Here is a 12,004-nt window from a genome sequence, read left to right as displayed (position 1 = left end):
ATCTTTTCAGCCGCCCCGAGCCCTGTCAAATTGACCCGACCCGAACGACTTGCCAAGAATTAAGCCGCATCCCCTTTCGGAGACAACCCCTCTAATTTACCAGCCGATCCGAGTGCACACGCACGCGTCACCGGAGAGGTGATCATTGAGGAGGTGGTCCCCGAGCGAGCCCGGCGATCACCGCCGTTCTCTTGGGACTGGTGAACTCTATGTACGCCTCCCGGAACCGTCAAATCGGCGGTGCGCCCCCGCGGCAGGGGTAAGTACGGGGCGTGCGTGATCAATCCGTGCCCCGGGCGGTGATCATCCTGGTCGGCCTGGCCGCCGGGGTGGTCGTGCTGTTCGGCATCCGCGAGGTCGCCTCCATCGCCGGCCCCGTGGTGCTGGCGCTCGTGCTCGTCATCGCGGTCTCACCGGTACGCAGCTGGCTGGCCCGCCGGCACGCCCCGACCTGGCTCCAGGTCGCCGTGCCCTTCGCCATCGTCGTCCTGGTGCTGCTCGCCATGGTCGGCATCGTCACCATCTCGGCCACCCAGCTCGCCTACCTGCTGCCCACGTACACCGACCAGTTCCAACAACTCGTGGCCGACACCCAGCGCTGGGCCTCCGAGCACGGCATGGGGACCGACGTGCTGAACCGGGCGCTGCAGGCGCTCGACCCCGGCCGGGTGCTGGAACTGGTGCAGGTGCTGCTCGGCAGCCTGATCGGCGTGCTGTCGGCGCTCTTCCTCATCGTGGTGCTGCTGCTGGCGATGTCGCTCGACGCTCCGGTCACCGCGAAAGTGCTCACGGCGGGCGAGGGAAACCGGCCGCACATGGTGACGGCGCTGGCCACGTTCGCGCACAAGACCCGGCGTTATCTGATCGTCTCGACGGTCTTCGGGTTGATCAACGCGATTCTCGACATGATCGCACTGTCATTGTTGGACGTGCCCCTGCCGCTGCTCTGGGGCGTGCTGGCGCTGATCGCCAATTACATCCCCAACATCGGTTTCGTGATCGGCCTGCTGCCGCCGGCCATGCTCGCCCTGCTGGACGGCGGGGTGCGGACGATGCTGCTGGTCATCGCCGCGTACATCGTCATCAACGTCGTCACGCAGTCGTTCATCCTGCCGAAATTCCTGGGTGACGCGGTCGGGCTTTCCACGACGATGACGTTCATCTCGCTGATCGTGTGGACTTTCGTGCTCGGGCCGCTCGGTGCGATTCTCGCCATTCCGCTGAGCCTGCTGACGCGGGCGTTGCTGATCGACAGCGACCCGAGCGCGAAATGGGTGCAGGGGCTCGTTTCCGGAAAACGGCCGGTGGCGGGGAAGAAGTGAGGGCCTAAAGAAGGCACCTCATCGGTCCGCCGCTCAGCCGCCGTACGTCGTGCGCCATGTGCGCCTGATCGGTGTAGCCCGCCGCGGCGGCGACCCGGGCCAGCGGCAGGCCGGTACGGGCCAGGCGGAGCGCGTGCTGGAAGCGGACGATGCGCTGGAGCGTCTTGGGCGGGTAACCGAACGCCGCCACGCTGCGGCGGCGTAGCTGGCGCTCGCTGAACCCGAGCGACCAGGCGACCTCGCTCACCGCCTTCCCCTGGCGCAGCCCTTCCGCGATGGCGGGAGCGGCCGGGTCCAGATCCTGGCCTGCGTGCCCGCAATCGGGATCGAGCAGGCGGCGCTGGACGGCCGCACGCAGGGCTTGCAGCCGCGCCTGTGCGGTGTCGATGGGGCCGTCGGTCAGCTCGCGGATGAAGGCGTGACCGCCTGGCAGGTCCGCCAGCGGTACGCGGCTGTCGAGCAGGTCGGCGAGCGGTACGCCGAAGAACGCGCCGGCCGCGCCCGGCCTGAACCGCACCCCGATGAGGATCTCGCCCGTCCCGATGGTGGCCGGTACGGGCCCGGTGTCAGGGCCCGCCACGAACGGCCCGTCGTCGCCCCAGATCAGATCGACGCAGGCATCGGGCACCACGAGCACGGTCTCGGCTTCCGTACCCTCCCCTGCTCCGGCTGGGCCTTGCGCGCCGCACCGTCCCCCGGCCCTCGTGGCGTCCTGTGCACGGGACTGTTCTCCTGTTTCCCCTGCTGCCCGTGCGCCGGACTGCGCGCGCCCCACGCGCTCGCACTCTCGGGAGGGGGACGCCTGCTGAACGGGCCGGCCCGCGACAGCCGCAACCGCCTGCCGAGCGTCACCGACCGCCGCCGCGCTCACCTCTCGCCGCGCGTCGCCGCCCGCGAGTGCCAGGACGGCCGAGCCAACGCCCTCCGCCTCGCGGGCCGGGGAGGAAACGCCGGAGGAAGCAGAAGCGCCGAGAGCCAGGGCACCATGCGCGGAGGCGTCGGAGGCGCCGGAGACGATGAGGTCGGAGGACGAAACGCCGCAGGCAACGGGGCCGGAGGCCGGAGCGCCGCAGGCGGCGGCATCCAGCGTGTCGCTGGTGCGGAGCCACTCGCAGGCGAGGCGCCCCGCGAGGCGCGGTGACGGCGGCCGTTCGGCGTACATGCCTCCAACGTACGCCGCCCCTCCGACGGATCGCCTTACGGCAGATCGGCCGGCCTCCCGTACGCCTGCAGCGTCCTGAGCCGCTGGACGGTGATGTGACCGCCCCACTCATGCCCGACCAGCGGCGTCCACATCGGCCAGTTCGCCCGCCGGCCGCCTTCTTCTGGCTGGGCGGCGAGCAGCGCGTCGAGGTGGGCGTCCAGCAGGTCTTGGGGGAAGGGCGGCAGCGGCGACGGGCGGGACGCGAAGTCGAGCGGAAGGTGGACGTGGCCGGGCGCGGACAGGTCGTAGGTGACGGTGCCGAGGAGGGTGTCGCGCAACCGCTCGAACTCGGCAAGCCCGCGTTCCCGGTCGGGGACATGGCTCAGGAAGGCCGGCACGGCCATGGCGTCGTACGGACCGGGCTCTTTGAGGTCGGCGAGCCGCGCCCAGCAGAACGCGGTGGCCCCGTCCAGCCACGGATGCAGCAGTCCCGCGATCGGCGCGGCGGGCACGAGGGCGCCGGGCGGGTCGTCGTCCGTCTGCCATCAGGGGCGTGCGGCGCGTCACGGACAGTCGGCAGCGCCCAGGGCGCCCCGCCGTCGGGGTTCTGTCACGGCGTCACTTGAGGTGGAGGACGGGCCCGCGCGGGCGGAAGGGCGGTGAGGCGCCCTGCGGGATGAGGAAGGCGTGCTCGCGCCGGATGCGCGGCACGTCGCACTGCCCGTACTGTGCCGGGGTGACCGTGATCGTCGCCTGCATGCCTCCAGATTGTCCGATCTGATCGTCGCGCGCGACGCAATAAATGCTTTGCCCGCCCGGAGCGCCGCCTCCTACAGTGGCCGCCATGTCGAGCTTGTTCTCCAGCGCGTTCTTCATCCGCATCCGCCGCAGCCGGCCTCTGGCCCGCTAGCGGATGCGTTGAGCTGACGACGAGAGGCTGAGCGTCCGCAGGCGCGCCCGGGGCCGTTCGAGAGACCCGTTCATCTCGAGGCCCAGGAAAGGGCAGTGCTGTGGCGCAGAACTTCGCGCACGGAAATCATTCACACACTCAGCGAAAGATCAGGAACGCCGGTGGCGGTCGCACGCCCATGGATCGGGCGCGGCGCGCGCTGTCGCAGAACTTTCTCACCGACCGGCATGCCGTGCACCTGATGGTCAAGGCCGCCGCTCCCGAGGGGCTGGTGCTGGAGCCCGGCCCGGGGACGGGGGTGCTGACGTTCGCGCTGGCCGAGGCGGGCGCGCGGGTGATCGGCTACGAGCTGGACCCGAGGCTGGCCGGTGCGCTGGCGGCCGAAACCCGCGACGATCCGCGCATCCGGGTGGTGCGGGGCGACTTCGCGCGGGCGCGGCCGCCGCGCGAGCCGTTCGCGGTCGTGGGCAGCATCCCGTACTCGGCGACGTCGCGGATCGTGGACTGGTGCCTGCGGGCGCCGGGCCTGACCTCGGCGACGCTGCTCACCCAGCGGGAGTACGCGCGCAAGCGCACCGGCGACTACGGCCGCTGGAGCCTGGTCACGGTGCGGTCGTGGCCGTGGTTCGACTGGCGGCTCGGCGAGACGGTCGGCAGGGAGAGCTTCCGCCCGGTGCCGTCGGTGGACTCGGCGATCCTGCGCATCGAGCGCAGGGCGCGGCCGCTGGTCACCGGCCGCCGCTCGTACCAGGAGCTGGTGGAGCGGGGTTTCGGCGGGGTGGGCGGCTCGGTGCGCGCCTCGCTGAGGCCGCACTACGCCGGTGTGGACGCCGCACTGGCGGCGGCCGGCCTGGCCCGTGACACCGTCGTGGGCCACGTGCACCCCGACCAGTGGGTCACGCTGTGGCGGCGGCTGTGCCTATGAGGCGGCCGGCGACGCCGGCGAGCCGATCTTCGAGCCGGTCTTGACCGGACGGGCGAGCCCTGGGACCTTCGCGACGCGGCGGCCCCAGGGCATCGCCAGCAGCAGGATCGGCAGGATCACGATGGAGGCCCGCGACCAGTACGTGTGCAGCGTCCACCAGGTCTGCGGGTCGAACCGGGTCATGTAGAGGTAGCCGTAGGCCGACCAGAACGAAGTGGTCAGGATGGCCGCCCAGGCGAACTTCGTGGGCCTGGCGACCAGGAACGGCATGAACCACAGCAGGTACTGGGCGCCGAGCCGGGGCGTCATGACCATGAAGACGAGCAGGATGGCCGTGGTCATGTCGATCGGGTCGGCGCGCCGCCACAGCACGATGACGACCAGGACGCTGACGTAGATGAGGTTGGTGCCGAACGAGGCGAGCTCGGGCCGCAGGTCCCAGCTTCCGCCGGTGAACCACGGCGTCCAGCCCCACTCGCCGACGATGGGCCGGATGTCGCGGATGGTGTCGATGACGGCCGGAATCTGGCTGAGCGAGGTGCCGGCGAAGATCGGCAGCGTCACCAGGAAGAAGACCGGCACGAGCCCGGTGGTGAACAGCCCCATGACGCGGGCACGCAGGTTGGGCAGGAGCAGCAGCATGCCGGGGATCAGCCAGATGGGCCAGCTCTTGGCGCACAGCGCGAGGCCCATGAGCAGGCCCGCGAGCGCACCGCGGCGCAGGTGGGCGCGGTCGTCGGGGCCGGGGATCAGCGCGCGGTGGAGCATGCCGCCGCGGCCGATCACGCGCGGGATGGAGCCGCGCACGCCGTAGGCCCTGACGCCTTGGCGTACCCTGGCGACGACGTCGGTGACCATGCCGGGCCTGTCGGGGTCGCCGGGGCCGCGCGCCACCACGAACGCGGCCACGCCGAACACCAGCGCGACCGGTTCGACCTGGCCGTGGACGGAGGCGACGAGCAGGGCGAGCGGGTTGAGCGCGTACTGGAAGGCGCGCAGCGACGCCTTGGGGCCGCCCGCGAGCTTGCCGACCAGCGGGATGAGCACGATGTCGGCGACGACGGTGACCAGGCGGCCGGCGAACTCCCACGGGATGCCGAGCCACAGCAGGATGCCGTAGACGTACGGGATGGTCGGCAGGAAGTGCCAGCCGCCCTTGCTGGCCAGCACCGGGTCCTCGCCGCGCAGCACCGCCTCGCCCGCGGGCTTGAAGCTGTTGACGAAGTCGATCGGCTGCCACGTGCCGATGGCCGCGACGTACATGATGAGCACGCGCACGGCGATGCCGACGGTGAGCGAGACCCAGAGCGGCGGGCGCCAGCCTCGCCACTGCGCGACGAGGGCGAGCACGACACCGACGGCGAGGACGATCCCCGTGAGAGCTGCGTAATCCATGGCGCGGTCTAGCCTGCCGCATGCCGGGACGTGCTGCCACTCCGCATGGGCAGCCATCGCCGATTCTTATCCCCGACATGCCGACACGTATCCGCATACGCCGTCACTCTCTGTGTTGAACTTTTTCCATGGGGGGATCGCTGGTCAACCAGGCACTGGTCAGGCTCTATTTCGAGGTACGGGACGGGGTGCGCGACCCGGTCGCGGCCTGGGCGAAACTCACAGGAAACTCTCAGCTCTACCACCGCGCCCGAGGTGAGCGGCGGGTACCGCTCGACGACGCCACGGCGGCGGAGATGGCCGCGGCCGCCATCGTGGACACGGCGGCCAGGCACGGGGCCGAGCGGGTCGCGGCCCTTGCGACCTCGCCGCTGTCGCGGCTGGTGGGGGCGATGGGCGGCGCGGTGCTGACCGAGCATCCGTGCGCGCCCGAGCAGGTGCTGGGGCCCTGGTTCGCCGGTCCGGGCGCGGACGACTGGGCGCGGCAGGCGTACGTGCTGCTGTGGGGCGAGAACAACCGGATGGCGCGGACGGCGGATACGCCGTGGGTGATCGCCGGCCGGTACAAGGGGCAGAAGGTGGTGGCGATCGGCACGCACCCGACGCGGCTGTCGGACGAGACGCTGGTGGTGCGGCCGGGCACGGACGGCGCGCTGGCGATGGCCATGGGGCACGTGCTGCTCAAGGAGTTCTACCTGGACCGCTCGCCGTTCGCCGGGCACGCGATGGAGCGCACGGACCTGCCGTCGCTGGTGCGGCTGCGGGAGCGGGACGGCGCGTACGTGCCGGGCGGGCTGACCGGCGAGGTGTGCGACCGGCTGACGGTGTACGGCGGGCAGGCGGCCGAGGTGCTGCTGCCGCGCTTCGACGACGGCACGGGGGTGCTGCGGCGCGGCGTGCCGGTGCTGCGTGACGGCGGCGAGCCGGTGACGACGGTGTTCGACCTGCTGCTCGCGGTGTACGGGGTGCCGCGTCCGGGGTTGCCGGGTGTGTGGCCGGGCGGGTACGAGGACCGGGCGGAGCCGTACACGCCGGCCTGGCAGGAGGCGTACACGGGGGTGGCGGCGTCGCGGGCGTTGAAGACGGCGCGGGAGCTGGGGGTGACGGCGGAGAAGACCGGCGGCCGGTGCGTGATCGTGCCGGGCCGGTTGGAGACTCCGCACGCGGACACCGCCTACCGGGCGATGCTGGCGCTGCTGGTGCTGACCGGGTGCGGCGGCGGGTGGGCACAGGCGGGCGGCGCGGGCATCCCGCTGGTGCCGTACCTGTGCCTGCACGCCTGCGGCGAGGACCGCGCCGACGTGGGGGCGCTGAGCTGGGCGCTGGCGGAGGGGCTGTTCGCGCGCAGGACGTCGCGGTCGGTACTGCTGGAGGCGGTGGAGCGCGGCTGGCCGATGGCGCCGCCGCCGCTGGTGCTGGCGCTGCCGCGGCCGATCTACCCGCTGCCGCCGGACGTGGATCTGCTGATCGGCCCCGACGACCACTGCGATCTGACGCCGCCGGACCCCGAGATGGTGGCCGAGGCGGTGGCCAGGCTGGCCGGCCGCCCGGCCGGCCCGGAGCCTGGCGAGCGGCCGCGGCCGGGCCGGATGCGGCTGATGGTGGACCACGCCTGGATGCACGAGTACGGCGAGGCGCTGCCCACCTACCGGCCGCCCGGCCGCGGCATCCCGCTCAAGCCGACGCAGCTCGTCAGGGTCACCTAGCCAGGGGAGACCGTCGAGGTAGGCGCGGTGCTCGCGGGAGAACCAGGGGAGGTCGTCGCGCAGGGCGTGGATGACGGGCAGGTAGGACCCGCTCCTGTTGTCGGCCGCGCCGCTCGGTCCGGGACCGTAGAACTGGTGGCCGAGCTGCACGAAGAACGTCTCCGGCGCCATGGTGAGCACGAAGTCCGCGCTGTAGGGGCTCTTGAGCGCCTTGAGTGCGGAGATGAGGTTGACGATACCGGGGCGGTCGGGTGGTCGAGGTCGGTGTCGCCGGGTCTTCGACGCCGGGGCATTCGGCGGCGGGGCAGCGCTCGAAGCGGATGTCGCCCGAGGTGACGGAGGTGGGCTCGCCGAAGGCGAGCTGGATGATGTCCCACTCGTCCGGTACGTCGCTCAAACGGTCTCGGCGTGCGAGCAGGTCCAGCCGGTCAGGCCGGACTCGAAGCCGGGGTCGGCGGCGATGTCGGCGGCGTGTGCGGGGGCGGCGAGGAGGACCGCCGGGGTTCGGAGTCTCATGCCGCACCTCACCGCAGGGGCCCGCCCCCGTGCGGAGGGCGGGCCCGGCCGGTGGCTCAGAAGCCGGCGGTGATCCTGGTGAACTCCCAGTCGGACTGTGAGATGCCGCTGCAGTTCGAGACGACGCCGCCGCCGGGGCAGCCGCGGTCGCGGTTGACCGCCCAGTACGCCAGCCGGGTCAGGCCCTTGGACTTGGCCCAGTCGCGGATCTGGGTCCAGGTGGCGGGGGTGGTCAGCTCCTGCTGGTCGGACAGGCCGTTCATGCCGGAGATGCCCATGTGGGCGTAGGCCTGCGCGTCGCTCCAGCCGTAGGCGCTCTTGAGCGCGTTCTTCAGGCCCTCGGCGGCGTTGACGGTGTCCTGGTAGATGTTGGAGCTGCCGAAGTCGAACGGCATGATCGTGAAGTTGTCGATCGGCACGTTGAGCGCCCTGGCCTGGTTGATGAGGCGGATGCCGTGGTTGTTCGGGCCGGTCCGCTCGGTGCCGAAAGTGACGACGATCTTGATGTTCGGGTTGTTCTGCTTGACGATCTTGAGGGCGTTCAGGATGCGGTCCTGGACGGTGTAGTCGGCGAACTCGTCGGTGTTCTCGATGTCGAAGTCCACGACGGCGGGGCCGACGGCGTTGATGACCTGCTGCACCGCGTCCGCGTACGCCTGCGGCGACGAGCAGTTGGGGCCGAGCTTGTTGCCCTGCCAGCCGCCGAAGGAGATCTGGACGCTGCCGCCCTTCGACTTGATCGTGTTGATCGCCTGCTGGTCGGGGCCGCCGGTCAGCGGCCTGTTGCCGTCCCACGCCGGGGTGCAGCCGCCGCTGGACAGGATGAACGCCATCGTGAACGACTTGACGCCGGTCGCGTCCATCACCGTGCCGGGGTTCGGCGGGTCGCCCCAGCCCATGTAGAGGTAGGGGGCTCCGGCCATCTTCGCCGGGCCGGGATCGGGGTCGCCGCCGCCCGCGGAGGTGGTCGCGGTGACGGAGTTGCTGGCGCCGGACAGGTTGCCCGCGGCGTCGCGGGCGCGGACGGTGTAGGTGTAGCTGGTGCTCGGGGCGCGGCCGGTGTCGGTGTACGACGTGCCGCTCACGGTGGTGACCAGGGTGCCGCCGCGGTAGACGTTGTAGCCGGTGACGCCCACGTTGTCGGTGGAGGCGTTCCAGGCCAGGGAGACGCTGCTGGAGGTGACGCCGGTCGTGCGGAGGTCGCCGGGCACCGACGGGGGCGTGGTGTCGCCGCCGCCGCCCGATCCGGGCTGCCACAGGGCGGGCACGTTCGGCGGTTCCCAGCCGGGCAGCGAGGTGTGGGCCTGCAGGCACACGTAGTCGACGCCCTGGTAGGTGACGACCGCGCCGACCGCGTACGAGGTGTAGGGCGCCCACTCGGCGGCCAATTGCCTGACCTGCTGGACGGTGGCCTGTGCGGGGGCCGCGAGCCCCGCGCCGGTCAGCGCGAGTGCCACGCCGGAGGCCAAGGCGATGAGTCTGCTGCGAAATCTCATGGCATCCCCTGGAGGTGAGGCTTGACGGTCTTGGAGAACGACCAGTTGTTGCTCGCGTCCCAGTTGATGGACCAGGTCATCGCGCCCCGGATGTCCGGGTAGGCGCGCGGCGGCACGAACGATCCGCAACTGGTGCGCTGGGCCAGGCAGTCGAGCGCCTGGTTGACGACGGAGGGCGCGACGACGCCGCCGCCGGCGGCGCCGGCTCCGGCGGGCAGGCCCAGCGCCACCTGGTCGGGGCGCAGGCCGTTCTCGAGCTGGATGCAGGCCAGGGCGGTGATGAAGTCCACCGAGCCCTGCGGGTACGCCTGGCTCTGGTCGCAGCCGAGCATGGCGCCGGAGTTGTAGTACTGCGTGTGGACGACGGTGAGGATGTCCTTGATCGACAGGGCGAGCTTGAAGTACTCCATCCCGGTCGTCTGCATGTCGATGGTCTGCGGGGCCATGGTGATGATGAGGTCGTCGCCCGCCTTGGCGTGCAGCGACCTGAGCGCCTGGGCCATGTAGGTGGCGTTGAGGCCGTTCTCCAGGTCGATGTCCACGCCGTCGAAGCCGTAGCTCTGCATGATCGCGTACACGGAGCCGGCGAAGCGGTCCGCCGCGGCGGCGTCGGCCACCTGCACCCGGCCGGCCTCGCCGCCGACGGACAGGATCACCTTCTTGCCGCGCTGCTTGAGCGCCTGGACGTCGGCCTTGAACTGGGCGTCGGTGTAGCCGCCGAGCGCCGCGGCCAGCTCGCCGTCCACGGCGAAGGTGACCTCGCCTGGGCTGACGGTGGCCTCGCCGAAGGCGACGGCGATCAGGTCGTACTCGTCGGGCACGGCCGAGAGCCTGAGCTCGGCGGCCGGGTTGACGAAGTTGTGCCAGTAGCCGGTGAGGAAGTGCTTGGGCAGGTCGCTCGGGCTGCCCGTGCAGCCGGTGGTGGTGGCGGTGACGTCGCGTCCTGTCGATTCGCCCTGATCGTTGTAGGCCTTGACGGTGTAGGTGTGCGTCTGGCAGGCGGCGAGCCCGCCGATGGTGGCCGTGGTGCCGGTGACCGCGGCCTTGACCGCACCGCCTTCGTAGACGCGGTAGCCGGTGACGGTTCCGCTGGAGGCGCCCCAGGTCAGGGTGATGGCGGTGGCGGTGGCGGTGGCGGTGACGGTCCCCGGCGCGCCGGGGACGCCCGGCTGCGGGGTGTCGTCGCCTGCGCAGGGGGCGCCGTTGAGGGTGCAGCCGGTGATGCCGGGCAGGCCGCCGGGGCCGCCGGTGAAGCCGAAGCTCACGCTCGCCCCGGGTGCGAGGGCTCCGGCCCAGCTCGGCGGGGTGAACGTGTAGTGCTGACCGTTCCCGGCCATGACGGCGTCCCAGGCGGACGAGATGCTGTAGCCGGACGGCAGGTCGAACTGCACGTTCCAGGTGGGCAGGGCGGTGGTGGTGCCGTTGGTGACGGTCACCTTGCCTTCGAAGCCGGAGCCCCAGTCGGACACCTTGACGAACGTCGCGGTGGCGGAGGCGGCGTGGGCGGGCGGGGCGTGGAGGGCGAGTGCGGCGGCGGTGGCGAGTGCCAGGAGGATCGCGCGTAATCTCACGGGTCTTTCCTTCGGGGGGTGTCGCTGTGCCGTACGGCTTGCGCAGGGGGGTGAGAACGCAAGCCGTACGGCACGGCCCGCGGAGGTGTGCGCGGGCCTTTCCGGGGTGTCTGCGCGAGACCTTGCTGCGGTGGTCAGGATTGGTTCGGGCCGAGATTACTTTTAGGAAACTTTCCTAAGGATTGCCGCGATAGTAGCTTTGACAACCCGCGCTTACAAGACCCAAACACGACCCCGCCGCCCGGACGGCCACGACTCTCCCGATGCCGTCCGGATATCGTGTGATGTCAGCGGTTCGTCCCTTGGAGCAAGCGGCATGTTCTTCGGCATCACCGATTTCTGGGCCTACGCCATCGGCGCCTTCCTGATCATCCTGTTGCCGGGTCCCAACTCGCTCTTCGTGCTCACCCACGCCGCCGCGCACGGCGTGCGGCAGGGCTACCGGGCCGCCTGCGGCGTCTTCGTGGGCGACACGGTGCTGATGTTCCTCAGCGCGGCCGGAGCGGCCTCGCTGCTGCGCTCCAACCCGGTGCTGTTCACGATCGTCAAGTACGCCGGCGCGCTCTACCTCGGCTGGATCGGCCTGCAGATGATCCGCGGCGCGTGGAAGTCGTGGCGGGCCGCCCCCGAGGTGTCGGACGAGCCCGTGACGGCGGCGCCGGCCAAGGCGGAGCCCCGCCCGTTCCGCAAGGCGCTGACGATCAGCCTGCTCAACCCGAAGGCGATCCTGTTCTTCGTCTCGTTCTTCGTGCAGTTCGTCGACCCCGGCTACCCCAACCCGGCGCTCACGTTCGTCATCCTCGGCGCGGTCATCCAGTTCTTCAGCTTCCTCTACCTGACCGCGCTGATCTTCGGCGGCACGTTCCTCGCCACCCAGTTCCGCCGCCGCAGGCGGCTCGGGGCGGGCCTGACCTCGGGCGTCGGCGTGGTCTTCCTGGGATTCGGCGCGAAGCTCGCCACCGCGTCGCTCGGCTGAAAGCCGCGGTCAAGGCCGTGCTGCTTTCGTGGAGACAGATCGA

11 protein-coding genes are annotated in these 12,004 nt (G+C 71.1%); 4 read left to right on the top strand and 7 right to left on the bottom strand.

Features of this window, described 5'->3' with window-relative positions; genetic code table 11:
* The first annotated feature begins 272 nt into the window (after window positions 1–272).
* On the top strand, window positions 273–1,322 hold the full coding sequence (locus ACGFIM_RS25160) for an AI-2E family transporter (protein ID WP_393204147.1): 1,050 nt from the start codon (window positions 273–275) through the stop codon (window positions 1,320–1,322).
* A 4-nt stretch (window positions 1,323–1,326) separates the two neighbouring features.
* Here the strand turns inward: ACGFIM_RS25160 and ACGFIM_RS25155 are convergent, their stop codons facing one another.
* The 3 genes from ACGFIM_RS25155 to ACGFIM_RS25145 all read right to left on the bottom strand — a co-directional run bounded on the left by ACGFIM_RS25155 (window position 1,327) and on the right by ACGFIM_RS25145 (window position 3,348).
* Window positions 1,327–1,959, bottom strand: coding sequence for a helix-turn-helix domain-containing protein (locus ACGFIM_RS25155; RefSeq protein ID WP_393204145.1), 633 nt, complete (start codon window positions 1,957–1,959; stop codon window positions 1,327–1,329).
* A 560-nt stretch (window positions 1,960–2,519) separates the two neighbouring features.
* Complete coding sequence (locus ACGFIM_RS25150; RefSeq protein WP_393204143.1) at window positions 2,520–2,978, bottom strand: hypothetical protein; 459 nt, start codon at window positions 2,976–2,978, stop codon at window positions 2,520–2,522.
* Between the two features lie 106 nt (window positions 2,979–3,084).
* Window positions 3,085–3,348, bottom strand: coding sequence for a hypothetical protein (locus tag ACGFIM_RS25145; RefSeq protein ID WP_393204141.1), 264 nt, complete (start codon window positions 3,346–3,348; stop codon window positions 3,085–3,087).
* A gap of 206 nt (window positions 3,349–3,554) precedes the next feature.
* Between ACGFIM_RS25145 and erm the strand changes: the two genes are divergently transcribed.
* The gene (gene erm, locus ACGFIM_RS25140) at window positions 3,555–4,301 is read left to right on the top strand and encodes an ErmE/ErmH/ErmO/ErmR family 23S rRNA (adenine(2058)-N(6))-methyltransferase (protein ID WP_393204139.1); all 747 of its coding nucleotides are present in this window, start codon (window positions 3,555–3,557) and stop codon (window positions 4,299–4,301) included.
* On the opposite strand, the gene ACGFIM_RS25135 is transcribed toward erm, so the two are convergent.
* Window positions 4,296–5,696, bottom strand: coding sequence for a hypothetical protein (locus ACGFIM_RS25135; protein ID WP_393204137.1), 1,401 nt, complete (start codon window positions 5,694–5,696; stop codon window positions 4,296–4,298). The genes erm and ACGFIM_RS25135 overlap by 6 nt on opposite strands.
* Before the next feature lie 128 nt (window positions 5,697–5,824).
* Between ACGFIM_RS25135 and ACGFIM_RS25130 the strand changes: the two genes are divergently transcribed.
* Window positions 5,825–7,402 (top strand): molybdopterin-dependent oxidoreductase, encoded by a 1,578-nt coding sequence (locus ACGFIM_RS25130; RefSeq protein WP_393204135.1) that lies wholly within the window; start codon window positions 5,825–5,827, stop codon window positions 7,400–7,402.
* 393 nt (window positions 7,403–7,795) lie between these two features.
* Here the strand turns inward: ACGFIM_RS25130 and ACGFIM_RS25125 are convergent, their stop codons facing one another.
* From ACGFIM_RS25125 to ACGFIM_RS25115, 3 genes are read right to left on the bottom strand one after another with little or no spacing between them, the layout of a single operon-like run.
* On the bottom strand, window positions 7,796–7,918 hold the full coding sequence (locus tag ACGFIM_RS25125; protein ID WP_393204133.1) for a hypothetical protein: 123 nt from the start codon (window positions 7,916–7,918) through the stop codon (window positions 7,796–7,798).
* Between the two features lie 56 nt (window positions 7,919–7,974).
* Complete coding sequence (locus ACGFIM_RS25120; protein WP_393204131.1) at window positions 7,975–9,414, bottom strand: carbohydrate-binding protein; 1,440 nt, start codon at window positions 9,412–9,414, stop codon at window positions 7,975–7,977.
* Entirely contained in the window at window positions 9,411–10,985 is a 1,575-nt protein-coding gene (locus ACGFIM_RS25115) for a chitinase (protein ID WP_393204129.1), read from the bottom strand. The genes ACGFIM_RS25120 and ACGFIM_RS25115 overlap by 4 nt, the downstream gene beginning before the upstream one ends.
* Window positions 10,986–11,301: 316 nt before the next feature.
* Here ACGFIM_RS25115 and leuE point away from each other — a divergent pair, with 316 nt between their 5' ends.
* Entirely contained in the window at window positions 11,302–11,961 is a 660-nt protein-coding gene (leuE, locus tag ACGFIM_RS25110) for a leucine efflux protein LeuE (RefSeq protein WP_393204127.1), read from the top strand.
* Window positions 11,962–12,004: the final 43 nt, after the last annotated feature.

Source organism: Nonomuraea sp. NPDC049309, assembly GCF_043196965.1.
GTDB lineage: Bacteria > Actinomycetota > Actinomycetes > Streptosporangiales > Streptosporangiaceae > Nonomuraea > Nonomuraea fastidiosa.
Note: the sequence above shows the minus strand (reverse complement) of the source record. Positions and strands in the feature narration are given on the sequence as shown.